The sequence below is a fragment of the Streptobacillus notomytis genome, assembly GCF_001902585.1.
Taxonomy (GTDB): domain Bacteria; phylum Fusobacteriota; class Fusobacteriia; order Fusobacteriales; family Leptotrichiaceae; genus Streptobacillus; species Streptobacillus notomytis.
The window spans coordinates 1-25,380 of the sequence record NZ_LKKV01000081.1 but is presented as its reverse complement, the minus strand read 5'-3'; the positions used below and the strand labels follow the sequence as shown (position 1 = coordinate 25,380).

The 25,380-nt window shown below is 25.7% G+C and carries 25 protein-coding genes, 4 tRNA genes, 2 riboswitches and 1 other annotated feature (1 of these 32 only partly in view); of the genes, 3 read left to right on the top strand and 26 right to left on the bottom strand.

From position 1 onward, the window contains the following. Positions 1–113, bottom strand: a sequence feature (ribosomal protein L10 leader region) (it extends 23 nt beyond the left edge of the window). A 14-nt stretch (positions 114–127) separates the two neighbouring features. The 8 genes from BUE91_RS03500 to BUE91_RS03465 all read right to left on the bottom strand — a co-directional run bounded on the left by BUE91_RS03500 (position 128) and on the right by BUE91_RS03465 (position 4,076). Then, a tRNA-Leu gene (locus BUE91_RS03500) sits at positions 128–210 on the bottom strand. A 5-nt stretch (positions 211–215) separates the two neighbouring features. Next, a tRNA-His gene (locus BUE91_RS03495) sits at positions 216–291 on the bottom strand. Between the two features lie 12 nt (positions 292–303). Beyond that, positions 304–379: transfer RNA gene (locus BUE91_RS03490), tRNA-Gly, on the bottom strand. 6 nt (positions 380–385) lie between these two features. After that, positions 386–462 (bottom strand) — tRNA-Pro (locus BUE91_RS03485). 139 nt (positions 463–601) lie between these two features. Next, positions 602–1,330, bottom strand: coding sequence for an ABC transporter ATP-binding protein (locus tag BUE91_RS03480; protein WP_066899513.1), 729 nt, complete (start codon positions 1,328–1,330; stop codon positions 602–604). A gap of 10 nt (positions 1,331–1,340) precedes the next feature. Beyond that, entirely contained in the window at positions 1,341–2,312 is a 972-nt protein-coding gene (locus BUE91_RS03475) for an ABC transporter substrate-binding protein (RefSeq protein WP_073507973.1), read from the bottom strand. After that, positions 2,309–3,058 (bottom strand): ABC transporter permease, encoded by a 750-nt coding sequence (locus BUE91_RS03470; RefSeq protein WP_073507972.1) that lies wholly within the window; start codon positions 3,056–3,058, stop codon positions 2,309–2,311. Before BUE91_RS03470 ends, BUE91_RS03475 begins: the two co-directional genes overlap by 4 nt. 33 nt (positions 3,059–3,091) lie before the next feature. Continuing rightward, positions 3,092–3,183, bottom strand: a riboswitch (TPP riboswitch). Beyond that, positions 3,180–4,076, bottom strand: a complete 897-nt coding sequence (locus BUE91_RS03465; protein WP_073507971.1) for a LysR family transcriptional regulator — start codon at positions 4,074–4,076, stop codon at positions 3,180–3,182. Its footprint overlaps the riboswitch before it by 4 nt. Before the next feature lie 122 nt (positions 4,077–4,198). Beyond that, positions 4,199–4,298, top strand: a riboswitch (purine riboswitch). Positions 4,299–4,362: 64 nt separating this feature from the next. On the opposite strand from BUE91_RS03465, the gene BUE91_RS03460 reads away from it, so the two are divergent. After that, positions 4,363–5,697 carry an NCS2 family permease gene (locus tag BUE91_RS03460; RefSeq protein WP_073507970.1) on the top strand — a complete coding sequence of 445 codons (1,335 nt, stop codon included), beginning with the start codon at positions 4,363–4,365 and terminating at the stop codon, positions 5,695–5,697. Between the two features lie 60 nt (positions 5,698–5,757). Here the strand turns inward: BUE91_RS03460 and tpx are convergent, their stop codons facing one another. Further along, on the bottom strand, positions 5,758–6,252 hold the full coding sequence (gene tpx, locus BUE91_RS03455) for a thiol peroxidase (protein ID WP_073507969.1): 495 nt from the start codon (positions 6,250–6,252) through the stop codon (positions 5,758–5,760). Between the two features lie 134 nt (positions 6,253–6,386). On the opposite strand from tpx, the gene BUE91_RS03450 reads away from it, so the two are divergent. Next, positions 6,387–7,076 carry a copper homeostasis protein CutC gene (locus BUE91_RS03450; RefSeq protein ID WP_073507968.1) on the top strand — a complete coding sequence of 230 codons (690 nt, stop codon included), beginning with the start codon at positions 6,387–6,389 and terminating at the stop codon, positions 7,074–7,076. A 29-nt stretch (positions 7,077–7,105) separates the two neighbouring features. Beyond that, complete coding sequence (locus BUE91_RS03445; RefSeq protein ID WP_066899525.1) at positions 7,106–7,780, top strand: TetR/AcrR family transcriptional regulator; 675 nt, start codon at positions 7,106–7,108, stop codon at positions 7,778–7,780. A 36-nt stretch (positions 7,781–7,816) separates the two neighbouring features. Here BUE91_RS03445 and BUE91_RS03440 read toward each other — a convergent pair whose 3' ends face one another. The 17 genes from BUE91_RS03440 to asnS form a co-directional block, all read right to left on the bottom strand. Beyond that, on the bottom strand, positions 7,817–8,527 hold the full coding sequence (locus tag BUE91_RS03440; RefSeq protein ID WP_066899528.1) for an ABC transporter ATP-binding protein: 711 nt from the start codon (positions 8,525–8,527) through the stop codon (positions 7,817–7,819). A 1-nt stretch (position 8,528) separates the two neighbouring features. Next, positions 8,529–9,287, bottom strand: coding sequence for an ABC transporter ATP-binding protein (locus BUE91_RS03435; RefSeq protein WP_066899529.1), 759 nt, complete (start codon positions 9,285–9,287; stop codon positions 8,529–8,531). Beyond that, a complete protein-coding gene (locus tag BUE91_RS03430; protein ID WP_073507967.1) occupies positions 9,284–10,279 on the bottom strand; it encodes a branched-chain amino acid ABC transporter permease in 996 nt (331 codons plus the stop codon). Before BUE91_RS03430 ends, BUE91_RS03435 begins: the two co-directional genes overlap by 4 nt. A gap of 2 nt (positions 10,280–10,281) precedes the next feature. Beyond that, the gene (locus tag BUE91_RS03425) at positions 10,282–11,178 is read right to left on the bottom strand and encodes a branched-chain amino acid ABC transporter permease (protein WP_073507966.1); all 897 of its coding nucleotides are present in this window, start codon (positions 11,176–11,178) and stop codon (positions 10,282–10,284) included. A 40-nt stretch (positions 11,179–11,218) separates the two neighbouring features. Then, on the bottom strand, positions 11,219–12,346 hold the full coding sequence (locus BUE91_RS03420; RefSeq protein ID WP_073507965.1) for an ABC transporter substrate-binding protein: 1,128 nt from the start codon (positions 12,344–12,346) through the stop codon (positions 11,219–11,221). A gap of 144 nt (positions 12,347–12,490) precedes the next feature. Further along, a complete protein-coding gene (locus BUE91_RS03415; protein ID WP_073507964.1) occupies positions 12,491–13,117 on the bottom strand; it encodes an MBL fold metallo-hydrolase in 627 nt (208 codons plus the stop codon). Positions 13,118–13,125: 8 nt separating this feature from the next. Beyond that, complete coding sequence (locus BUE91_RS03410; RefSeq protein WP_083573761.1) at positions 13,126–13,965, bottom strand: mechanosensitive ion channel family protein; 840 nt, start codon at positions 13,963–13,965, stop codon at positions 13,126–13,128. A 14-nt stretch (positions 13,966–13,979) separates the two neighbouring features. Then, positions 13,980–15,353, bottom strand: a complete 1,374-nt coding sequence (locus BUE91_RS03405) for a dihydrolipoyl dehydrogenase family protein (RefSeq protein ID WP_244889885.1) — start codon at positions 15,351–15,353, stop codon at positions 13,980–13,982. Further along, entirely contained in the window at positions 15,346–16,446 is a 1,101-nt protein-coding gene (gene ychF, locus BUE91_RS03400) for a redox-regulated ATPase YchF (RefSeq protein ID WP_073507963.1), read from the bottom strand. The genes BUE91_RS03405 and ychF overlap by 8 nt, the downstream gene beginning before the upstream one ends. Further along, the gene (locus BUE91_RS03395) at positions 16,443–17,009 is read right to left on the bottom strand and encodes a uracil-DNA glycosylase family protein (protein WP_073507962.1); all 567 of its coding nucleotides are present in this window, start codon (positions 17,007–17,009) and stop codon (positions 16,443–16,445) included. The genes ychF and BUE91_RS03395 overlap by 4 nt, the downstream gene beginning before the upstream one ends. 8 nt (positions 17,010–17,017) lie before the next feature. Then, entirely contained in the window at positions 17,018–17,776 is a 759-nt protein-coding gene (locus tag BUE91_RS03390; protein WP_073507961.1) for an MBL fold metallo-hydrolase, read from the bottom strand. A 106-nt stretch (positions 17,777–17,882) separates the two neighbouring features. Continuing rightward, the gene (locus tag BUE91_RS03385; RefSeq protein WP_073507960.1) at positions 17,883–19,058 is read right to left on the bottom strand and encodes a GTPase; all 1,176 of its coding nucleotides are present in this window, start codon (positions 19,056–19,058) and stop codon (positions 17,883–17,885) included. An 8-nt stretch (positions 19,059–19,066) separates the two neighbouring features. Continuing rightward, positions 19,067–19,966: a site-specific tyrosine recombinase/integron integrase gene (xerA, locus tag BUE91_RS03380; RefSeq protein ID WP_073507959.1), complete on the bottom strand. Its 900-nt coding sequence runs from the start codon at positions 19,964–19,966 to the stop codon at positions 19,067–19,069. Between the two features lie 8 nt (positions 19,967–19,974). Continuing rightward, positions 19,975–22,281 (bottom strand): type I DNA topoisomerase, encoded by a 2,307-nt coding sequence (gene topA, locus BUE91_RS03375; RefSeq protein ID WP_073507958.1) that lies wholly within the window; start codon positions 22,279–22,281, stop codon positions 19,975–19,977. Beyond that, positions 22,274–23,068, bottom strand: coding sequence for a hypothetical protein (locus BUE91_RS03370; RefSeq protein WP_073507957.1), 795 nt, complete (start codon positions 23,066–23,068; stop codon positions 22,274–22,276). The genes topA and BUE91_RS03370 overlap by 8 nt, the downstream gene beginning before the upstream one ends. A 20-nt stretch (positions 23,069–23,088) precedes the next feature. Beyond that, entirely contained in the window at positions 23,089–23,826 is a 738-nt protein-coding gene (locus BUE91_RS03365; RefSeq protein ID WP_073507956.1) for a tetratricopeptide repeat protein, read from the bottom strand. 11 nt (positions 23,827–23,837) lie between these two features. Beyond that, entirely contained in the window at positions 23,838–25,220 is a 1,383-nt protein-coding gene (asnS, locus tag BUE91_RS03360; protein WP_073507955.1) for an asparagine--tRNA ligase, read from the bottom strand. Positions 25,221–25,380 lie beyond the last annotated feature (160 nt).

Here is a 25,380-nt window from a genome sequence, read left to right as displayed (position 1 = left end):
TTTTAGTGGGCGAGGCTAGAAGTATATACCTTAAATATATGTATTATACTCAGAACTCACCTCGGTAGGATTTACTTTGTACCTACTGTCTTTAGTTTGTTCAAATGATTATTCATTTTAACAAAAATGGTGCGCAAGGTGGGACTCGAACCCACACGCCGAAGCACTAGATCCTAAGTCTAGCGTGTATGCCAATTTCACCACTCGCGCATGTATGGGGTGACCGACGGGACTTGAACCCGCGACAACCAGTGCCACAAACTGGCGCTCTACCAACTGAACTACGGACACCATAAATAAAAATGGAGCGGGAGACGAGGGTCGAACTCGCGACATTCAGCTTGGAAGGCTGACACTCTACCAACTGAGTTACTCCCGCATAAAATGGTCGGTGTAACAGGATTTGAACCTGTGACCCCTTGCTCCCAAGGCAAGTGCGCTACCGAGCTGCGCTATACACCGTTGTTACATTGTCCTATCGACAAGAATTATATTATCACATTTAAAATTCTTTGTCAACACTTTTTGTGTTTTTTTGAAAGTTTTTTATATAACATATGTTTTTAATAAGTGTGGTGATAATTTCGCCACACTTATTATACTATTTTTTTTCTAATTCTTCTAATATTTTTTTCTTAAACTCTATAAAATCCATTGTTGTATTATCCCTTAACCCCAAATCAATATGTATTTCTTTAGAAATTTTACCATTACCATTTAATATATATATTCTATTAGATAATAATATAGCCTCATCTATATCATGGGTTATTAATAAGGTTGTAATATTTAATTTTTTTCTAATTTCCATATACCATTTATGTATATTTGATTTTGTTATTAAATCAAGTGATGAAAATGGTTCATCAAGTAAATTCATACCATCAGAAAACATATATGTTCTTAAAAATGCAGCCCTTTGTCTTTGTCCCCCAGATAATTCTCTAGGATATTTATGCTCTAGTCCTAAAAGTCCAAAAACTTCAAGATTATTCATTACTTTTTCAAAAGCTTTCTTCTTATCCATACCCTTAATTATTAAAGGAAGTGCAATATTTTCTATTATATTTTTAAATGGCAGTAATAAATCTTTTTGAAGCATATAGCTCATTTTACCATTTTTACCTGTAACATCTATATTATTTAATAAAACTTTTCCAGTATTTACGGGTATAATTCCAGCAACAGCATTAAAAATTGTGGTTTTACCACTCCCTGATGGACCTATAACGCTTACAAGTTCTCCATCATTAACATGAAAATTAATGTTTTTTACTATGTTTTTTCCATTTAAAAAAACACTTAAATTTCTCACTTCTAATTTTATCATAAAATATATATTATTCTCCTAAATACTTATTTGTAAACCCAAAATCTTTTTCTATTGGATTTTCAAGTAATCCATTATTAAATAGCCATTCATAGAATGTATTCCATCTTTTTGAATCTATATATCCCCATTTAACACCTTTATCTACATAATAGTTATTCAACCATTTTTGAGATTCTAACACCAGGTTTTTATCAAGCTCTGGTGCTTCTTTTAATAAAATATCAACAGATTCTTCAACATTTTCCAAAACAAATCTATATCCCTTTTCTATAGCTTTTAATAAATTTGTAACACTTTCTTCATTATTTGATAAAAAGTAATTATTTGCTATTATAACTGGTGTATAATAATCAAGTTCTGGCGCTATTTTAACATCTAAAAAATTAAAATCAAATCCTGCATTTTTTAGAGCAATTCCATCCCAACCATAAAATATCCATGTAGCATCTGTATCTATTTTAAGTGCTTTTAACACGTCCCATGAATAAGGTATAACATTAACTTTTTCAAAATTTCCACCTTCATCTTTCATTAATTTTTTAATTATAGCCTGTTCTATAGGATCTTCCCATGTACCATAAGTTTTACCCTCCAAATTCTTAAATGAAGTAATATTTTTATTCTTTAAAGATACAAGACCTGATGTATTATGTTGAAGTATAGTTGCAATAGCAGTAACAGGTAATTTTTCTTTAGTAGCAAAATATTTAGCTAATGTATCTTGAAAACTTATCCCTAACTCAGCCTTACCTATACCTATTAGTTGAGTACTACTTCCTTCTGGTGGTTGCACTATTTCTACATCTAATCCATATTCATTAAAATATCCTTTTTCTTTAGCAACAAAAAGTCCTGTATGATTAGTATTAGGTACCCAATCAAGAACTATAGTTATTTTTTTTCTATTTGTTTCACCGTGTTTTATTCCACAACTCACAATTAAAATCATAGCAAAAAATATAATTAGTATTTTCTTCATTTTTCCTCCCATTTAATTATATATTTTTCCATTTTAGAAACCATAGTCATAAGAAATAGACTTAATGCTGATATAAAAAAGATAATTGCAAACATCTTATCAAATGAATATGATTTTCTAACACGAGTCATATATACTCCTAAACCATAAAACCCTCCAAGCCATTCTGATACTACTGCACCTACTAAAGAGTATGACACAGATATTTTAAATCCTGAAAAAAAATAACTCAAAGAACTAGGTAATTTAACGTATATATATTCCTGAATTTTATTAGCTCCCATAGATTTTAAAAGCATTAAATTTTCCTTATCTACCGATTTATATCCATCAAGCAAAGCAACAGTTATAGGAAAAAATGTTGTAAGCATAACCAAAAGTATTTTAGAACTCATACCATATCCAAACCATAATACAAGTAAAGGTGCTATAGCTACTGTAGGTATAGTTTGAGTGATAATAAGTAAAGGCATATTTGTTTTATACATAAACTCAAATCTATCCATGATCATTGATAATATGAAAGCAAAAAATGTCCCTAAAAAAAGTCCAGAGAAAGCCTCTGTAATAGTATATTTTGTATGTTTTATTATCAAAGAAAAATCTTTAATAAATGCTGTTGTTACATCAATAGGCGAAGGCAATAAAAATTTTGGTATTATTACAAATCCAGATAATAATTGCCATATTATTAATATCAAAAATATTAAGTAGTAACTAATTAATTTATCTATAATTTTTTTCATAAAAAAACTTCCTTTCTGCAAAGGAAGTAAATACTTTAATTTAAAAATACTTCCCTACGCCAGCATTACCTGTATCAGGTTTGTGGGTATAATCTCAGCCTTTTACAGCACCCCAATATTTTTATTTCTTTTTAATTATACTATCTGTTTCAAATTTTATATTATACTGCTTAAAAAATTCAACAAAGTTTACTATACACGCCTTATTTTCATTTTCTTTCAAATAAACTAACTGAAATTTATCTTCAAGCTTATCAAATTCATGAACTAAATTCATTTTTTTAGCTTTAATTTCTTCATATACACAATAATAAGGTAATACACTAATTCCCATACCATTCATTACAAGATTTTTAATAGTTTCATTGCTACCATTAACAATTATTTTTCTGTCAAAATTATGATTTATTATTTCTTCAAATTTTTCTATATATTTAGATGCTAATTGAGTATCTTTTTTTAACATACTCATTTCTTTAATATCTTCTACTCTATTAACATACGGAGGTGCAATAACTACAAATGGATAATTATCAGTTTGAACAAATCTAAGATCTTTTTCATTTACAATTTCTTCTTCCATCATAGCTATATCTATTATTCCATCTTTAATATGTTTTACAAGTGAAGTGCTATTTTTAATATATAAATCGAACTCAACTTCCTTGTATTTTTTACTATAATCTGTAATTATCTTTGGTAAAAGAGGTTCTCCTATATTGTGTGTTGCTCCAACTACAATTTTAGATTTATGATTTGAAACTATCTTTTTCATTTCATTTTCCATACGAGATATCTTATTAAATATATCTTGAGACATCTTATATAATTCATTACCTGCAAATGTAAGTTTAAAAGTTTTAGAATTTCTTTCTATTAATTGCGTTGACATAGAAAGTTCAAATTTCTTTAATTGTATTGAAACAGCTGATTGACTTATAAATAATTTTTTAGCGGCCTTAGTAAAGCTTTTTTCATTACATGTTTCGTAAAAAATTTTCAGATGATGTATATCCAAATTTAATCATCCTTTCCTTTTATTAATCAAACATATACTTTCACATATACGTTATTATATATCATTTATGCTGAATTTTCAAGAAATTTTATAAACTATTTACTTTTTTTATATTTCATGATAATATGTTTATGAAAAAAAATCGTATATCTCCTTATAAATGGCAAGGAAGTTTCTACCCTAGAGCCTTGATCTAGGACTACGAAGATATTGTATATTCTTAGTTATGAACTTTCTTTTTTATTTTTAATGGATGCGATTTAAAAATACAGAAGGGAGTTTTTTTGTGAATAAATTTTTTAAATTTTACACTTATGAAACTAATTTTAAAACAGAGTTAATAGCTGGAATTACAACATTTTTAACTATGGCATATATTTTAGGAGTTAATGTAGGTATTTTATCTACTGCTGGTCTACCAGCAAATGCTGTTTTCTTAGCAACCGCTATATCTGCAGCTGTAGCTTGTATATTTATGGGGTTTTATTCTAACTCACCTGTAGCACTAGCACCTGGTATGGGACTTAATGCATTCTTTACATATACAGTTGTACTTGAATATGGTTATACATGGCAAGAAGCTCTAGCAATGGTATTTTTATCAGGAGTAATATTTTTATTAATTTCATTGTTAGGATTAAGAAAATTGATTATAGACTCTATACCAGTAGGTTTAAAACAATCTATAGGAGCTGGAATAGGTTTCTTCATTGCATTTATTGGTCTTGTTAAAATGGGAGTAATAGTAGCTAATCCTGCTACATTAGTTACACTAAGAAACTTCAAAAATCCTACTGTATTACTTGCATTATTTGGATTATTTATAACAATTATTTTAATGAGTTTAGAATTTAAATCAGGAATATTTATAGGGTTATTTATAACTGCAATTGTTGGTATTATTTTAAATAAAGCAGGAATTACTGGAATGCCTGCAACTCCAACAAAAATAGTAAGTATACAATTTGACACTTCAGCAATTGGAGCTTTTTTAGATGGATTAAAATCAATAATGAATAAACCACAAACTATAATAGTTGTATTTACAATGTTATTTGTTGATTTCTTTGATACAGCAGGTACATTAATAGCTGTTACAAATAAGATTAATAATAATGGTAGAAAAAATTATGATATGGATAAAATGTTCTATTCAGATGCTATAGGTACTATAGTAGGATCAGCTTTAGGAACTTCAAATGTTACAAGTTATATAGAATCTACTAGTGGAGTTGCTGTTGGTGGAAGAACTGGACTAACTTCAATAATTGTTGGTTTATTATTCTTATTATCTACTTTATTTTCTCCTTTATTAACAGTAATATCTGGTATAGAAGTTAATGGAGTGTTCTTAGAACCTGTAGTTGCGCCTTCACTTGTAGTAGTTGGTATTTTAATGGCAACACAACTTTCTAATGTTGATTGGCGTGATTTCTCAACTGCAGCAGCTGGATTTATAACTATAGTAGTAATGATATTATCTTATTCTATAGCAGATGGTATTGCAGCTGGATTTATAGTATATGTATTAAGTAAATTATTTACAAGTAAACGTAAAAAAATTGGAAAAGTAGTTTGGTTATTATTTATAATATTCTTAATATATTTCATAACAAGATAAAATCACATTAACTCTTTAGAACTTATATATATAAAAATGGTAGATTAAATCTACCATTTTTTATATTCTACTTAATACTTTTAAAGCTTCTTCATAATTTGGTTCACTTTTAATTTCTTGACATACTTCTATAAAGGCTAATTTACCTTCTTTATCAATTACAAACACAGCTCTTGAAAGTAATCTTAACTCTTCTATTAACATTCCATATTTCATTCCAAAATCAACATCTTTATGATCTGAAATAGTAATCGCATTATCGATTCCATTAGCACCACAATATCTATTTAATGCAAAAGGTAAATCATTTGAAATAGTTATAAGTACTGCATCATCAAATTTACTTATTTCTTGATTAAATTTAGTTGCTTGTATTGCACATATTCCTGTATCTATTGATGGGAAAGAAGTTAATACTATTTTTTTACCTAAATAATCACTTAACTTAAATTCACTTAAATCCCCTTTCAACGCTTTGAAATCTGGAGCCATTTCTCCTACTTTCACTTGATTTCCAATTAAAGTAATTGGATTTCCTCCCATAGTTACTTTCATCTTTTCCTCCTATAATTTAAATATTTTTTATAAGTTTAAAAACTATATATTAAAGTATACATTTAATAGATAAATATTGCAATTTAAATATTTTTTTATCATAGTTTAATGTATAATATATTAGGAGGTATAAAATGAAAATAGAAATTTGTGCAGGTAATATAGAAGATGTAATAATAGCTGAAAAACTAAATATTTCAAGAATAGAACTTAATCAAGGGATAAGCGTAGGAGGATTAACTCCATCATATGCATTAGTTAAAAAAGCTTTAGAAGTTTCAAGTAAGGATATAGTTGTTATGGTAAGACTTAGGGAAGGTGATTTTACATATACTGAAAATGAATATAAGATAATGAAAGAAGATGCTAAATATTTATTGAAATTACCTATAAAAGGTATAGTTTTTGGTTTTTTAAATCATGATAATAGTATAGATATACAAAAAAGTAAAGAATTTATAAATCTAGCTAAAAAATACAACAAAGAAGCAATATTTCATAGAGCTATAGATGTAAGTAATGATTATTTTAATAATATACGGTTATTAGTAAAATTAGGTATAACTAGGATACTTACATCAGGTCATGAAAAAAATGTAGAAATAGGTATAGAAAATATCAAAAAAGCAGTAGAAGAAAATTTACCTATTATAGCTGGTTGTGGAATAAATGTTAATAATCTTCATAAATTTAAAGAGTTAGGTATAAAAGAAGTACATGGTTCATTTTCAAAGAAAATCGTAAATGATTATAGTATTGATTTTGGAAATTATACTGTCTTAGACCAAAATGTCGAAAAAAATGTTGACTTTATATCTTTTTAATATTAAACTGTAATCAAGAGGTGAAATACATGGAAAAAAAGAAATTATTACAAGAAAAAAAACAAAATGTAATAGTTCAAAGTGCAAATCTTTTCTTTAAAAAAGGATACGTTAATACTGGTGTTCAAGATATATTAGATGTATGTAATATTCCAAAAGGTTCTTTTTATTATTACTTTAAAAGTAAAGATGATTTACTATTACAAGTAATAGATTATCATAGAGAAAATATTTTAAAATTATTTGAAAAAAATGTAGATGATTTATCTATATACAAACTTAAATCTTTTTTTTCTATTTTTTTAAATAATGTTGCAATTATAGAAATAGAAGATGAAGATAATACAGCTAAAAATAAAGAAAATGATTTATTATTCGGTATATATAATAGTAATACTAAAAAATTCTATGGTGGTTCACCTTTAGGAAATCTTAATTCTGAACTTTCTAATTTAAGTGATGAGATTAATACAAAAATAGCTGATGCATATTTTCAAATAGAAAGTAGAATATATTTTTTCTTAGAAACATTAAGTATAGTTCATAATAAATACAAATCAGAATTTATAGATTATTATACTTACTTATTAATAAATAATCTTGAAGGAACTTGCCTTAAATTAAAAAGAATGAGAAATAAAGAACCTATAGAAGAATTTTTAAAATTTTTTGATATATTAATAGATAAAATGATTAATGATTAAAAAAGTACTATCAATGACATGATAGTACTTATTTTATTATCCACCTAAATATGCTTTTTTAATTATAGGATTATCTATTAAATCTAATCCTTTACCTTCAAGTATTATTTCACCTGTTTCAATAACATATGCTCTATCAGATATCTCAAGAGACATCTTAGCATTCTGTTCAACAAGTAATATGGTTACATTTTCTTCTTTATTGACTTTTTTTACAATTTCAAATATCTCTTTAACTAACAACGGAGCAAGACCCATAGAAGGTTCATCTAATAAAAGTAATTTAGGTTTAGACATTAATGCTCTTGCCATAGCTAGCATTTGTTGCTCCCCTCCACTCATAGTTCCAGATAATTGATTTTTTCTTTCTCTAAGTCTTGGAAAAAGTTTAAACATCTTCTCTAAATTTTCCTTTATTTCTGATTTTGGTCTTGTAAAAGAACCCATAAATAAATTTTCTAATACAGTTAATTCTGTAAAAATTCTTCTTCCTTCTGGAACATGTGCTATCCCTCTTGAAACTAATTTGTGAGCCTTGATATTTACTGTATTTTCTCCAAATAATGCTATTTCTCCTGATTTAATTTTTAAAAGGTTAGAAATTGCATTTAAAGTTGTACTCTTACCTGCACCATTAGCACCAATAAAAGATACAATCTCTCCTTTATTTATATAAAAAGAAATATCTTTAATTGCATGTATTTTATCATAAAATACATTAATATTATTTACCTCTAATATTTTCATTTTAATCTCCTAAATATGCTTTAATAACTTCTTTATTATTCTGTATTTCACTTGGTTTACCACTTGCAATTATCTCTCCAAAATTTAGTACATAAATTCTTTCACAAATACCCATTACTAAATCCATATCATGTTCTATTAATAATATCGAAATATTAAATTCATTTTTTATCTTTTCTATTATTTTCATTAACTCATAGGTTTCATTAGGATTCATTCCTGCTGCTGGTTCATCAAGTAATAATAATTTAGGAGAACAAGCAAGTGCTCTAGCAATTTCAAGTTTTCTTTGATTACCATAAGATAATGAATCTGCTCTATGTTCTGATATTTCATCTAAATCAAATATTTTTAAGATTGATTTTGCCTTTTTTATACTTTCATATTCATATTCTCTAAATTTTTTTGTTCTAAACATTGCATCTAATGTTGAATAATCCTTTTTTTGATCTAAAGAAATTCTAATATTATCAAGTACTGTTAATTGCTTAAATAACCTAATATTTTGAAAAGTTCTAGACATCCCAAGAGCAACTATTTTATGAGTTTTCATATAAGAAATATTAACTTCGTTTAGAAATATTTCTCCTTCACTTGGCTTATATACTCCTGTTAATAAATTAAAAAATGAAGTTTTACCAGCACCATTAGGTCCTATTAATCCTATCAATTCCTTATCATTAATCTCTACATTAACACCTTTAACAGCAGTTAATCCACCAAATTTTAATGTTAAATTTTTAGTTTCTAATAACTTCATTTTATCACCTTCTGTTTAATATCTTTTAACCATTTTAATAAAGCTGGTATAGTAAATTCATTAGTTCCTAAAATACCATCTTTTTTAAATATCATTAAACTTATTAATATAATTGAATAAACTAAAAATCTATATTCTGATACTTGTCTTAAAAGCTCATTTAATAAAGTTAGAAAAGTTGCTGATACAACAGCTCCAGTTATACTTCCAAGACCACCTAAAACTACCATTACTAATATTTCTATAGAAAATACAAAATTAAACTTATCTGGAGTTAAACTTCCAAGGTTATGTGCAAATAAGGCCCCACCTATACCCGCAAAGAATGCAGAAAGAGTAAATCCATAAATTTTAACCTTATTAATATTAACTCCCATATTCTCAGCAGCTATTTCATTTTCTCTTATTGATAATAATTGTCTTCCTTTTTTAGATATTAGTATCATTATCATTAATATAGAAGAAACAACAACTATTAAAAATACATAACTAAAATTAATTATATCTGGTATTCCATTTAAACCTGCTGCTCCACCTAAAAAATCTATATTTTGTATAATATATTTTAATATTTCCCCGAATGCAAGTGTTATTATAGCTAAATAATCTCCTCTTAATCTAAGAGTTGTCATAGAAACTAAAGTTCCAAAAAGTCCTGCAATTACTGCTCCAAATATACAAACTATCACTAAATGTAATAAAGGATTTAAATTAAAACTATACAAATATTTAGAAAAAATAGATGATGAATATGCTCCTATAGATATAAATCCAGCATGTCCTAAATTAAGTTCACCCATAACTCCTGTTGTAATATTTATACTTAAAGCAAATAAAATATATATCAATATATTTATATAAATACTCGCCTTATAGCTAAAAATACCATCATCTATTATAGAATATTGTAATATTAGATATGTAAACAATATCATTAAAAATCCTAATATATAGTTAGTTTTATTTAATTTTAAACTTTTCTTATTTTTCATATTTAAACCTTTTCCTTTCTATTCTTACCAAATAATCCATTAGGTTTGAATAATAGGATAATAATCAATAAAATAAATACTATAGGATTTGCCCAAGTAGATGAAATATATCCTTTCACATATGTTTCAATTAATCCCATTACATATCCACCTACCATTGCTCCTGGTATATTACCTATTCCTCCAAATACAGCAGCAATAAATGCTTTAAGTCCTGGCAATAATCCCATATATGGATCTATTCTTGGATAAGTAAGTGCATACATTAATCCACCTAAAGATCCTAATGCTGAACCTATAGCAAAAGTTAAAGATATAGTGAAATCTGTATTTATCCCCATAAGTTTCGCTGCTGATATATCTTGAGATACTGCTCTTGTTGCCTTACCTAAATTAGTATATTTAATAAATACATGTAATAAAAACATACAAAATAAGGTAACTATAATTACAAAAAAACTTAAATTACTAACTCTAATACCAAAAATACTTATATATTCTGAACTTGATAAGTATTTAGGTATAAATTCAGATTTAATAATTTTTGGAGAAGCTCCAAAATATATTAAAGCTAAACTTTCAAGTAAAAAACTTAATCCTATAGCTGTAATTAATACATTCATACGTGATGCATCTCTTAATGGTCTATATGCTAATCTTTCCATAACTATACCTAAAATAGAACAAAATATTATAGATATTATTAAAGCTGTAGTTAAATTAAATCCTCTGTTTACAGCCATAAAACTAATATATGCCCCTATCATTAATATATCTCCATGAGCAAAGTTAATTAGTTTAACTATCCCATAAACCATGGTATATCCTAAAGCTATCAATGCATATATACTACCTGTTTGCAGACCATTTATTGTTTGATCTATAAAATTTTTAAACATCTTCTCTCCTTAAAAAGTTGTGCCCATTAAGAGCACAACTTTAGAATTTTTCTTTTAATACTAATTTTCCATTTTCTATTGTTAAGAAAGAAACTACTTTCTTAGGATTTCTATTTGCATCAAATTCTAATTTTCCTGTAATTAATTCCAAATTAACATTACTTAATGCTTCCTTAACCCAAATATGATCTGATGGATTTTCAACAGATTTTAAAGCCTCTATAATAATAGTAGCCGCATCATATCCAAGTGCTGTAAATAGATTAGGTTCTTTAGCATATTTTTCTTTAAATTTAGAAATAAATTCCATACTTAATTCTGAACTATCATTTATATCAAATTGAGTTGTAAATATTGCTCCTTCAGCTACATCAACGAAATCTGTTTGTATTCCATCCCATCCATCTGCACCAAAAAATTTAACATTAAGCCCTAACTCTTTTGCTTGAGATAAAATTAAACCTACTGTGTTATAATAATCTGGGATTAAAACTGAATCAAATCCAGAGTTCTTTATATTTGTTAATAATGATTTAAAATCTTTATCTTCTTTAGTATACTTTTGTTCATCATATTTTAAGTTAATCTTATCTGCAACTTCTTTAAAGCTCTTAGCAACTCCTACTGAATAATCACTTGATGTATTTGTTAAAACAGCTATATTTGAGTATCCTAACTTCTTAATATATTTAGCTAACACTTCTCCTTGGAATGGATCTGTAAATGTAGCCCTAAAAACAAAATCTTTACTTTCTGTAATATCAAATCTTGTTCCTGCTGGTGTTATCATAGGAATTTTAGCCTTTTGAGCAAGTTCTGCTATAGCAAATGAATTTGCTGAAATTGCCTCACCTAATACTGCATCAACTTTATCAACTGATATCATCTTCTTCATTATATTTACTGCTTCTTGTAAATCTCCTTTAGTATCTTCAACTATTAACTCTATCTTTTTACCATTAACTCCACCCTCATTATTTATTTGAGAAACTTTAAATTCTATACCTTCTTTTATTGCGACACCATACTGAGATAAATCTCCAGTTAAAGGTTCAGGAACACCAATTTTAATAATAGACTCAGTTCCTCCTTTTACATCAACTTCTGTTTTATTACCACAACTAAACAACATAAAAAGTGTTAAAACTGATAATATTATTTTTTTCATTACTGATTCCTCCTTTATTTTTTAATAAATGTATTGTATCATAATACAAGAAATATACAAAATATATATATTATATAGTTATTATTAATAATATAAATATATAAAAAGATGATTCTAAATTTAAAATCATCTTAATTTTTTCATTTAATATGCTGAATAATAAAATGAATATTCCATACCTACAGTAGTACTATCTCCATGTCCAGGATAAATGACTGTATCTCTTTCTAATTTTAATATCTTAGCTATAGATTTCCACATATCCTCTGAATTTCCAGTAGGAAGATCAACTCTACCATAAGTATTTTTAAATAAGGTATCACCTGTAACTAATATTTTTTCTTCTCTATTATGATAACATATACAACCACTAGTATGACCTGGTGTGTGTATTATTTCAAATTTATCTATTTTATCTCCATCTTTTAATGTTAATACATTAACATTTTCTAAACATGGATTTAAATAATTTTGATTAGTTTCTGCCCATGAAAGTAATGATAATTTATCATTATATAAAAATTCTTTTTCATTTTCATGCATATATACTGGAACATTTTTAAATTCAAGTATCATAGGTAAACCCAAAATATGATCAAAATGACCATGAGTTAAAAGTATTGCTGTTAAATCTAAATTATTTTCTTTAATATATTCTAATATTCTATTCATATCTTTAGATCCCGGATCAACTATATATGTTTTATCATCACTTATTATAATATATGTGTTACTTGTATAATCATAATTTTCAAATCTAATTAATTCCATAATAACCTCTATTTATTTTTAATATATACATCAAGTTGATTAAATGGTATTGATATACCTGCTTCATCAAATCTTTTTTTCGCTTCTTCAAGTATGAAAAATTTAGTCAACACATAATGTTCTGGTAAAACATATACATTAGTTGTAAAGTTAATTGATGAAGCTCCTAGTTCACCAATACCTATAGTTACATTATCATTTTTACCTCTAAGTACATACTCACAATCAGCTACAATTTTTTCTAATATTTCTTTAACTTGAGCTAAATTAGATTCATATGATACAGAAATTATTAAATCTAATCTTCTTCTATTTTGAGCTGTTATATTTCTTATCTCATTATTAATTAATAATCCATTAGGAACTATTACTGTTTCATTTTGAAAATTAATAAGTCTTGTATAAAAAATTTCTATTTTTTTAACGGTACCAATATAGCTATTATATTGTATAACATCTCCAACCTTAAATGGTTTAAATACCAACAATATTATCCCGCCAAAAATATTTTGAATAATTTCTTTAAATGCAAACCCTAATACTACTGAAAGTGCTCCAACTAAAGCAAATACAGAAGTTAAGTTAAATCCAAATAAACCTATAATTAAATTAAGTAACACTATATGTATAAATACTTTTAAAAATGATTTTAAGAAACTTCTTAAACCATGATCTCTTATTTTTGAAAATAAAACCTTATCTAATAATTGTAAAGTAGAATCAACTATTTTTCTATAGAAAATTAACACAGCTAATCCTATTAATAATTTAAATAAATTATTTTCTAACCAATGTAGAATAAAAGTTAAATCAAATATTTTTTTTAAATATGTCATCATAAATTCCATTTAATCCTCCTACTTTATTTTAAAATATCATTTAGTCCTTCTGTAAATATAGGATGAGCATAAATTAAATCTCTTAAAACCTGATATTTAATTTTTTGATCTATAGCAAGTGCTAATAAATTTATCATTTCATGAGCTTCATAGTTAATTATAAATGCTCCAATTATTTCATCATTTTCATTAATTAACACCTTAGTAAATCCTTCAGTTTCCCCTATAACTAAAGATTTAGGTATAGCAGTTGTAGGCAATTTTTTTACTATGTAATTAATACCTTTTTCGCTAGCTTGTTTTTCATTAAGTCCTACTTGTGCATAACTTGGATCAATAAATAAAACCTTAGGTACATTTCTTCTTTCTTTAAGACTTCTTCCTTTTTCTCCTAACATTCTAGGAAGAGCTATTCTACTATCATCTAGAGATACTGCTGTAAACATTTCTCCACCTTTTACATCACCTAAGGCATATATTCCTGAAACTGTAGTTTCTAAATATTCATTTACAACTATTTCTCCTCTACTTGAAAGTTCAATATCAGTATTTTCTAATCCCAATCCATAAGTATTAGGATCTCTACCAATAGAAATTAAAACATTATCGAATATATCAGAGTTAACTTTTCCATCTTTTTCGAATTTAACTTCTACCTTATCATAGACTTCATTAAATTCTAATACTTTAGTTCCAAAATTAAAATTAATACCTTGTTTAACCAATATATTAAATACAGTTTCAGATATATCTTTATCTTCTCTAGACATAAATTCATCTATACTTTCAAACACTGTAACATCTGAACCGAAATTATTAAAATAACTTGCAAATTCAATACCTATAAATCCCCCACCTATAACTGCTAATTTTTTAGGTAATACTTCAAGCTCTAATGCATTATCACTTGTTAATATTTTATTACTTTCTATTCCTTTAATACTAGGCATTATTGTCTTAGAACCTGTATTAATAACTATATTTTTAGATGTTAAAATCTCACCATTTACCATAACTTCAGTATTTGATATGAATTTAGCTTCTCCATTATATATTTTAATATTTTCATTATTATTTAATAAATTAAAATTAGCTGTATTAACTTTGTTAACAAGCTTTTTCTTCTCTAATAATGAGTTTTTATATATCATATTATTAAACTCATAATCTCTTTTTACACCTAATGATTCAATTCCTACTAATAACTTAGATCTATGAACCATTGATTTTGTAGGTAAACATCCTACATTAGGACATGTTCCACCATACATTTTAGGATCTTTTTCTATTACAGCAACCTTTTTACCTTTATTTGCTAAAATTCCTGCTAAAGTTTTTCCACCTTTTCCCCACCCTACAACTAATAAATCATACATATATTTCCATCCTTTATACATTAAATCTAAAAAACATTACATCTCCATCTTTAACTAAATACTCTTTTCCTTCTAACCTCATTGCACCCTTTTCTTTACTTCCTGTCCATCCATTATATTCAATGAATTTATCATATGCAACAACCTCTGCTCTTATAAATCCTCTTTCTATGTCAGAATGTATTTCACTTGCTGCTTTAGGTGCAAGAGTTCCTTTCTCTATAGTCCATGCTCTAACTTCTTGTTCTCCTGCAGTAAAATATGAAATTAATCCAAGTAATTTAAATCCTGCTCTTATAAATCTATTTAAACTAGGTTCTTTTATTCCTAAACTTTCAATAAATTCATTTCTCTCATCTTCATCTTCTATTTCTATTAATTCTGATTCAACCTTAGCTGAAAAAGAAACACATTCTGCATTTATACTTTCAGCATATTCTCTAACTCTTTTCATATGTTCATTTTCGGTTCCATTTACTAAATCTTCTTCAGATATATTTAATCCAAACATCATAGGTTTTAATGTTAGAAACTGATATGTTTTTATTATATTTAATTCTTCTTCTGTAAAATCAAAGCTTGATAACATCTTATACTCTTCTAATACTTTTTTACATTTTTCTAAAGTATCAACTAATATCTTAGCATCTTTATTTGTTCTTGAAAGTTTTAAATTTTTTACTATTGCTTTTTCAACAGTATCTATATCAGCTAAAATTAATTCACTATTAATTATTTCAATATCTCTAATTGGATCTACACTACCTTCAACATGTATAATATTTTCATCTTCAAAACATCTTACAACTTGACATATAGCTTTAGTATTTCTAATATTACTTAAAAATTGATTTCCTAATCCTTCACCACTAGATGCACCTTTTACAAGTCCAGCTATATCAACAAATTCTACAGAAGCTCCTAGTATTCTTTTAGGATTAATTATTTTTGCAATTTCATTTAACCTTTGATCTGGTACAGAAACGATACCAACATTTGGTTCTATAGTAGCAAATGGATAATTTGCAGCTTCTGCATTTTGTGTTTTAGTTATGGCATTAAATAATGTGGATTTACCTACATTAGGTAATCCTACTATTCCAATTCCTATCATTTATTTTTCTCCTTAATTAGTTTTAGTACTTCTACTATCTTAAATTTTTCTTCTTTTTTTGCCTTAGATATATACGGTATATCATATATAGGGATTAGGGCTTTTTCAAAATATTCATAAATATTTCCTACACATTTATTTATATTAACATTCATTTTTTTATTATCTTTTCCTAAAGCATCTGATATCAATATATTAAATACTTCTTCACCTATAGTTACTATATATTTAGGATCAACATACATAATTTCTGTTATAAGGACATCTAATAATTCCTCTATAATATTTGAATCATATCTAATAAAATTTTTATCTAATTTATATAATGAAGTAATATAAATATTATCAAGGTCTATACCTAAATATTTAAAAATATTTTGTATAACTTTACCACTATTACTATCAAGTATATTTCCATTTTCTAAAGCTTCTTTTTCTATATCAGGTAATATTAACATTATTTTAGATTTTCTATTACCCTGACCTAACATAATTTCTGTATTATCTTTATAGCTTCTATAAACACTTAATGTTCTTATCCTATATTCTAATTCTTTCCACATATTTCCCCCTAAATTTCAAAAATACTAGTAACATTTTCATCTGAAATTTCTATATTAATATTCTTATACTCTTTTCTTATATTATGCATTGCAAGTGAAGGCATATTATTTTCTTCGCTTAAATGCATTAGAAATATTTTTTTTAATTTTTCTGTATAAATATTTTTTAATAACTTCAAACAATCTTGATTGCTTAAATGACCGAATTTACTTTTAATTCTACTTTTTATATCCCAAGGATAAGAACCTGACATCAATAAATCATAATCATAATTACTTTCTATAGCTATTACATCTGCATTTTTACAGTGAAACTCCATAGTTTTAGTAACATATCCTGCATCAGTTATATATACAAATTTCTTATTATTCTCTATAAATGAAAATCCTAAACAATGTTTTGAATCATGTGTCAAATCAAAATTTATTATACATGCATTACCAATATATACTTCTCTTTTATTTAAAAGTATTACTTTTTCTTCATCATGTTTACCTAATTTTGATTTTATCTCGTTATATGAATCCTCATGTATATATACTAATATATTAGTTTTCCTAAGTAATGGTCCTAATGATTTAACATGGTCTATATGTTCATGAGTTATGAAAACAGCATAAATATCTTCTAATTTTTCATTAATACTTTCAAGTTTTTCAATTATTTTTTTTAAACTAAATCCTACATCTATTAATAATTTTACTCCACCAACTTCTACAAACGTTGAATTACCACTACTGCTACTTCCAAGTACAGCAACTTTCATTATCTACTTACCATTTCTTTAGTACTTAAATCATATATTTTATTAGTTGAATAACAATAAGCTAATATTAATAATATTAAAACTACTATTATTTTTCTTAAAATTCTTACCACAATAAATCATCCTCATCAATTTCTTCTTCAAAATCAGAATCTTTAGATATACTTTTTCTTACTAATGTTTTTACTCCTTTTGGATAATATGCCGATATTTCTAATGGACCTCTTTTAACTTCAATACATCCAAGCCCAGAGAATACAAAATCTTCATTTTCTTCTATTACAAAATCTTTTTTTATAAACTCATTTGAAAAATATTTATTATAGTTTTCTTCATCTAAAAAGTTAAAAAATCCATTTTTCAATAATTCTTTTGCTTTTTCCATATTAGTAATATGGAATTTAACTTCCCTTGAAGCATAGGCAGAAATTATAGCACTTGACTTATTTTCAGGTATATTTTTGATTTCAAAATATGCTAAATTTTCAAACATAAATACTTGTTTTTCTTTAAGTCTATAGGTCTTCCTTGAAATTTCACCACTAGGTACTAATTTATATGAAATATCTGAATTTAATAAATCAGATAATCTACCATCAGGAATTAATCCAGGAGTATCCATTATTGTTAACATATATTCCTTAGTTTTTTTCTTATTTACCAACATTTTTTTTGTAGTACCAGAAAATTTAGAAACTGTGCTAATATTTTTTTCAAGTAATAGGTTTATAAGATTCGATTTACCTACATTTGATACACCTATAACAGCAATTTTAATATTACTATCTAGATTCTTTTTCAAAATATTTTTAGCTATATACTGTATTTTTCTAAATATTCCATTTACTCCATATCTATTTTTAGCAGAAATAAATGCAATATCTTCAGGATATACATTATTTTCTGAAAAATAATATTTAACCCATTTAGATATCTCAGCTACATGTATATATTTAGGTAATAAATCTATTTTATTTATCACTGCAAGTATAGTTTTATCCTCAAGTAAATCTATAATTTCAGTAGTAAATGAAGATTCAAAATCAATAATATCAAATATGGGTATAACTATATCTGCTTCTTTAATAGCTTTTTTCACTTCTATTTGATAACTTAATTTATCTTCTTCTTTCTCTAAATTTTCACCATAGTGTTTTAATCTAAAACATCTTTTACAAATTATTTCATCATTGGAAATTAATTTTTCATATGGTATATATCCTTCAATTTTAGGATCATTTGATTGTAATGTTAATCCACAACCTTTACATTTTTTTTTCATTTTCTCTCCTATTTTTTAGTAGCAAAAGGATGTGATTTCATATAGGCATCCTTTAATGTATTTTTACTTATATGAGTATAAAATTGTGTAGTTGATATACTACTATGTCCAAGTAATTCTTGAACAAATCTAATATCAACACCCTGGTTTAATAGTTCTGTTGCAAAACTATGTCTAAATATATGAGGTGTAACCTCTTTATTTATTCCAGCTTTAATAGAATAACTTGTTATTAATCTTCTTAGAGATCTTGAATCTAACTTATTCCCATCTTTATTAACAAATATGACATCTTTGCTATAGTTTTTGTATTCTTTTTTCTTTCTTTCAATATATTCTGATATATATTTTTGAGCATTATTACTAAAAAAAGATATTCTTTCTTTATTACCCTTACCTATAACTCTTACTTCCCTATTTTTTAAATCTATTGTATATTCAGTTAAATCAAGCAATTCCATTGAACGTAAACCGCTTGAATAAAGTAATTCTATTATTGCTCTATCTCTTAAACCTGTAATTTTTTCTAGTTTAATAACACTTCTTAATTTATCTATATCTTCCCTAGTTAAAAAATTAGGTAATGGTTTTTCAAATTTAGGTGTTGATATATATACAGCCTTATTTTCAATAATATGGTCATTTTCAAGTAAATATTTAAAAAAGGTTCTAATTGCCGATAATTTTCTATTAATACTTCTTTTATTAACTTGAAGTTCCATATTTAAATAAGCTATAAAAGATCTAAAGGTAAATATTTCTACCTTATTAAAATCTTCTATACCTTCATTATTTTTTAAATATTCTATAAATTGCTCTAAATCTTTTTTATATGATTTAACAGTATTAAAACTTTTATTCAAAACGACTTCTTGAAAATATAAAAACTTTTCTAATAATTTATCCATAAAGTCCTCTATTTCTTTTTAATTTTTTTTGTAGTCGTAGCTTTAGTTTTATTCTTAGAAACTCTTTTTTTAACATTGTCAGATTTAGGTATTTTCTTTATATTTTCACATTTAGGATAACCACTGCATGCTAAAAATTTACCATATCTTCCAATTTTAATATTAAATTCACTACCACATTTTTCGCATTTCCCTGCATATTCAAGTATTTTTTCATTTTCATTATCTAATTTATCAAAATATTCTTTTAATAAATATACTCCATTTACAGGTTTTAAAGTTCCTTTTTTAATTTTTGTTTTTAAATCTTTAGTTAAAGATTTTCTTAAATTATCGTTTTCATATTCTTCACTTTCAAGATATTCTCCAAATCTTCCAATTTTCAACAAATATTGGCTTCCATTAGGAGTAAACATATCAGTTTTAAAACCTTTTTTTATTTCCAATAATTCTTTTACTTTATCTTTTATCTCAACTACATCTTTACTTAAATCTTCTTCATTTAACTCTATACCTTGTATAGAAATTTTTTCCGTACTGTCAAATTCACAAACTATATATTTACCAAAACTTCCACTTTTTAGTATCATTTTACCTTTACCATTACTACATTCCATATCAGTGTATATAACTTTATTTTTAAGTTCATCAACTTTTTGTTTATACACATCCATTTCAATTAATAGATGGTTATAAAATTCTTTAAGCAAATCAATCCAAAAAGTTTTACCCGTCGCTACATCATCAAGTTTATTTTCCATACTAGCAGTAAATTTAACATTCATAATATTTTTAAAATTATTTTCAAGTAATGTTTTTACTTCTTTTCCAAATACTGTAGGTACCAATCTTTTTTCAACTATATCAACATATTTTTTTTCTTTAATTGCATCAATTATACTTGCATACGTAGAAGGTCTTCCTATACCTAAACTTTCAAGTTTTTTTATTAATGATGCTTCAGAATATCTCGCAGGTGGTTTTGTATCCCCCATTTTAGTTAAAATTTCATCAATATCATACTTAGTATTCTCTTTTAATTCAGGAAAATTACTAGTTTGTATCATATCTTCACTTTTAAATATTTTATAATATCCATCAAAAATAATTTTATTTATACTCCCTTTAAATATATATTCATCTTTTGATGCTATAATCTGCATTTGATTGTATTTTACATTAGCAAATTGTGAAACTAAAAATCTTTCCCAAATTAATTTATATAACTTATACTCCTCATTAGTTAAGTATTTTTCTATTTTTTCAGGAGATAATTTAATATCTGTAGGTCTTATACCTTCATGAGCATCTTGTATATTTTTATTTCCAGATACATAGTAATTACCTACATACTCTTTTCCATATTTTTTTTCTATATATTTTTTTGCTTCAAATTTAGCTTCTTCAGAAACTCTTATAGAGTCTGTTCTCATATATGTAATTAACCCTTTACTTTCACCATCAATATTTAATCCTTCATAAAGCCTTTGAGCTACTCTCATAGTTTTAGTTGCATTAAATCCTAAATATGATGATGCAAGCTGTTGTAAAGTACTAGTTTTGAATACAACTGGTGGTTTTTGAGATTTTTTTGATATTTTTATATCATCTATCATTACTTTACTATTTTCTAAATCTAAAAGAGCTTTTTTAAATTTTTGCTCATCAAAGATTTTATCTATTTTTTCACCATTAATTTCACTAAGATTTAATTTAATATCTTTATTTATTAAAATATCTATTTCAAAATATTTTTGTGATACAAAGTTTTTTATTTCTTCTTCTAAATCACAAATCAATTTAAGTGATACAGATTGTACTCTTCCTGCTGATGCTTTTTTTCCAACTATTGGCCATAATAAAGGAGATATCTTATATCCCACTATTCTATCTAATAATCTTCTTGCTTGTTGTGAATTAACTAAATTTAAGTCTATATTTCTTGGATGTCTTATTGCATTTGATATTGCAGTTTTTGTAATTTCATTAAATTCTATTCTTTTAACCTTAGAATCTTGATCGATATATTTTGAGATATGCCATGCTATAGCTTCACCTTCTCTATCTAAATCGGAAGCAAGGAAAACTTTGCTAGCTTTTTTAGATTTTTCTTTTAACTTTTCAAGAATTTCTTTTTTACCCTTTATTATCTTATAATCTGGTTTAAAATCATTTTGTATATCTATACCTATTTTACTTTTTGGTAAATCAATACAATGTCCCACTGATGCAAGAACTTCATAATTTGATCCTAATATTTTTTCTATTGTTTTTGCTTTTGATGGAGACTCCACTATTACTAAATTTTTAGACATTATTCACCTCTTTATTTATATCATCTTTACTCATAACAAGCTTTGCAATATTATTTCTTAAAATATAGTTGCATCCTGAATACCTACTTCCATATGAAGTACTCGCAAATATTTCCTTACCCATTCCATTCATTATTTGGGAAAGTATCATTGCTCTTGAACTTAAAACGCTTTCTGGTATATATAAAAAATCACTAATACTTGCAAGTAAACAAGTAGATTTCAAAATATTTTTTTTACTTCTTAAATTTTCAAAAGGTTCTATTGAAATTAAAATATCTTTATCTAAATCATAATATTCTGGTATATACTTAAAATCTCTTGAATTGATATATATCATATTATTGTTTTTAGATAGAAATTTCTTTTGAATATATTTATCTGCATCAGTTTCAGTAACTAAACTTAATGATATATTAGCATTTAATTCTAATGTATCATTTAATATTTTTTTAGAATTATCTATCAAATCATAATTTGAACTAAAAGCTAATATATTCTCTAATTTATTAATATCTATATTTGTTTTTAAATAAATATATGGAAAAATAAAACCAGATTGTATCATTTTTTTAGGATAATTTTTATCTTTAAATGATAATATCTTAATATTTTCTTCCATACATTTAGTTATATAATACCTATCATCTTCTTTTGCTGCTTTTAACAATTTACTTAAAATCATTTGATTTAAATTATATTTCTTAAAATCATCTATAGCATGAAAAATATTATTATACCTTTTCATAATTTCCACACATATATCTTCTTTTAATATTTTACTCAACTTAATCCACCCCATAATACTTACCTACTTAAATATTGTATTATTGTTTCAATATTTGAATTAGTTCCTCCAGAACTTAAATATTTTTCTAAATATTTTATAGCATTACTTTTATCTCCAGAACCTCTATAAGAAAGACCTAGTCCTAATAAAGAATTTAAATGATAAGGATCTGAATACAATATTTTTTGATATTGTTTAATTGCAGTATCATATTTACCAATTAATCTTGCTCCTAATGCCGAATTATATACTGTTCTAATCTCATTAGTTTTAAGACCTAAATTCATAGCTCTTTCATATAATCCACTTCTCATATATATTGTAGATAAAGTATATATATTTTCAGTGTTATCACTTTCTAAAACTTCTTTTTCAAAATCAACATATTCTTGATATTTAGAAGCATCATTTAATACATCCCCTGGAAAAGCAAATGTTCCAGTTGAAAAAACATCTGAAGATCCATTTCTAGTAGCTTCATTAGTTGTGAAGTTAATTTCACCTGTATTATTAAAAACTCTATCTGATAAATTTCCAGATTCAGATCTTATTTTTCTTTCTATAACCGATAATAAATTTTGAAGAGAGTTTTTATCATCTTCTGTAATTTCAGTTTGTGCTAATTCTTTTCCTTTTTGCAATGCTTCTTTGTATTGCCCTCTTTGTAAAAGAAGATCAATTTTTTGAAGTTCTTCCAAAAAATCACCTTTAAGAAATAAAGGTATAATAAGTAGTGCAAGAAATATCTTCTTCATATTTTCTCCTCTTAATATTCTAAGCTTTTTGCTGTTCTTGGGAATGCTAATACATCTCTAATATTTGATATACCTGTAATATACATTAACATTCTCTCAAAACCTAAACCATAACCTGAATGTGGAAATGATCCAAATTTTCTTAAATCTAAGTACCATGAATATTCTTCTATATTTAGTCCCTTTTCTTCCATTATATTAACTAATTTATCATAATCATCTTCTCTTTGGCTTCCACCCACTATTTCTCCTATACCTGGTGCTAATAAATCCATAGCTCTTACAGTCTTACCATCTTCATTAAGTTTCATATAGAAAGCCTTAATATCTTTTGGATAATCTGTAACGAAAACAGGTTTTTTAAATACACATTCTGCTAAATATCTTTCATGTTCTGTTTTTAAATCCATTCCCCATTCAACTGGAATTTCAAATTCTACTCCTGAATTTTTAAGTATATCAATAACCTCAGTGTATGTAACACGACCAAAATCATTATTTACTACTAAATTCAATTTATCTATTAGTCCCTTTTCTATCCATGTATTAAAAAATTCTATTTCAAGTGGTGCATTATCCATAACATATTTAATAATATATTTAATCATAGATTCTGCTATATCCATATTTGTTTCTAAAGTAGCAAAAGCAATTTCAGGTTCTATCATCCAAAATTCAGCAGCATGCCTTGCAGTATATGACTCTTCTGCTCTAAATGTAGGTCCAAAAGTATAAGTATTATGAAATGCTGATGCAAAAGCTTCAACATGTAATTGACCAGTAACAGTTAAAAATGAAGGTTTAGCAAAGAAATCCTGTTTATAATCTATCATATTTTCTTCATTTTTTGGTAAGTTATTTAAATCAAGTGTTGTAACTTGAAACATTTCTCCAGCACCTTCAGCATCTGTACTAGTAAATATTGGTGTTTGTACATAAACAAAATTTCTTTCCATGAAGAATTTATGTATTGCATGTGCAAGTAATGATCTAACTCTAAAAACTGCATTAAATGTATTAGTTCTTGGTCTTAAATGTGCTATAGTTCTTAAAAATTCCATACCATGTCTTTTATTTTGTAATGGATTAGAAATATCTGCCTTGTTATATATTGAAATATTATCGGCCTTAATTTCAAAACTTTGACCTTTACCTAATGATTTAATTAAAGTCCCTTCAACAGAAATTGAAGAATATATTGATAACTTTGAAATTTCTTCAAAATTTTCTAAAGTTTCATCAAATACAACTTGTATTCCTTGAAAATATGTACCATCATTAAACTCTATAAATCCAAACTTTTTTTGTGATCTTATTTTTTTTACCCAACCATCTAGTTTTACTTTTTTATCTAAATATTCTGAGGTATTTAATTGTAAATCTCTTAATTCCATAAGATGTCTCCCTTTTTTTATTTTATTACTTAATTATACATTATTTATAAAGTATTTTCAATAAATATGGTCAAAAATTAACAAATAGCTAAATAAGCCCCTTTCAAGTCTTACTGAAATAAAAAAAAGGGCATTAGCCCTTTATGTATTGTTTTTTTAT

Excerpts from the sequence above, each read along its gene's own strand:
- BUE91_RS03480 (WP_066899513.1), bottom strand. The coding sequence starts at position 1,330 with ATGATAAAATTAGAAGTGAGAAATTTAAGTGTTTTTTTAAATGGAAAA.
- BUE91_RS03475 (WP_073507973.1), bottom strand. The coding sequence starts at position 2,312 with ATGAAGAAAATACTAATTATATTTTTTGCTATGATTTTAATTGTGAGT.
- BUE91_RS03470 (WP_073507972.1), bottom strand. The coding sequence starts at position 3,058 with ATGAAAAAAATTATAGATAAATTAATTAGTTACTACTTAATATTTTTG.
- tpx (WP_073507969.1), bottom strand. The coding sequence starts at position 6,252 with ATGAAAGTAACTATGGGAGGAAATCCAATTACTTTAATTGGAAATCAA.
- BUE91_RS03450 (WP_073507968.1), top strand. The coding sequence starts at position 6,387 with ATGAAAATAGAAATTTGTGCAGGTAATATAGAAGATGTAATAATAGCT.
- BUE91_RS03445 (WP_066899525.1), top strand. The coding sequence starts at position 7,106 with ATGGAAAAAAAGAAATTATTACAAGAAAAAAAACAAAATGTAATAGTT.
- BUE91_RS03440 (WP_066899528.1), bottom strand. The coding sequence starts at position 8,527 with ATGAAAATATTAGAGGTAAATAATATTAATGTATTTTATGATAAAATA.
- BUE91_RS03435 (WP_066899529.1), bottom strand. The coding sequence starts at position 9,287 with ATGAAGTTATTAGAAACTAAAAATTTAACATTAAAATTTGGTGGATTA.
- BUE91_RS03430 (WP_073507967.1), bottom strand. The coding sequence starts at position 10,279 with ATGAAAAATAAGAAAAGTTTAAAATTAAATAAAACTAACTATATATTA.
- BUE91_RS03425 (WP_073507966.1), bottom strand. The coding sequence starts at position 11,178 with ATGTTTAAAAATTTTATAGATCAAACAATAAATGGTCTGCAAACAGGT.
- BUE91_RS03420 (WP_073507965.1), bottom strand. The coding sequence starts at position 12,346 with ATGAAAAAAATAATATTATCAGTTTTAACACTTTTTATGTTGTTTAGT.
- BUE91_RS03415 (WP_073507964.1), bottom strand. The coding sequence starts at position 13,117 with ATGGAATTAATTAGATTTGAAAATTATGATTATACAAGTAACACATAT.
- BUE91_RS03410 (WP_083573761.1), bottom strand. The coding sequence starts at position 13,965 with ATGGAATTTATGATGACATATTTAAAAAAAATATTTGATTTAACTTTT.
- BUE91_RS03405 (WP_244889885.1), bottom strand. The coding sequence starts at position 15,353 with ATGTATAAAGGATGGAAATATATGTATGATTTATTAGTTGTAGGGTGG.
- ychF (WP_073507963.1), bottom strand. The coding sequence starts at position 16,446 with ATGATAGGAATTGGAATAGTAGGATTACCTAATGTAGGTAAATCCACA.
- BUE91_RS03395 (WP_073507962.1), bottom strand. The coding sequence starts at position 17,009 with ATGTGGAAAGAATTAGAATATAGGATAAGAACATTAAGTGTTTATAGA.
- BUE91_RS03390 (WP_073507961.1), bottom strand. The coding sequence starts at position 17,776 with ATGAAAGTTGCTGTACTTGGAAGTAGCAGTAGTGGTAATTCAACGTTT.
- BUE91_RS03385 (WP_073507960.1), bottom strand. The coding sequence starts at position 19,058 with ATGAAAAAAAAATGTAAAGGTTGTGGATTAACATTACAATCAAATGAT.
- xerA (WP_073507959.1), bottom strand. The coding sequence starts at position 19,966 with ATGGATAAATTATTAGAAAAGTTTTTATATTTTCAAGAAGTCGTTTTG.
- topA (WP_073507958.1), bottom strand. The coding sequence starts at position 22,281 with ATGTCTAAAAATTTAGTAATAGTGGAGTCTCCATCAAAAGCAAAAACA.
- BUE91_RS03365 (WP_073507956.1), bottom strand. The coding sequence starts at position 23,826 with ATGAAGAAGATATTTCTTGCACTACTTATTATACCTTTATTTCTTAAA.
- asnS (WP_073507955.1), bottom strand. The coding sequence starts at position 25,220 with ATGGAATTAAGAGATTTACAATTAAATACCTCAGAATATTTAGATAAA.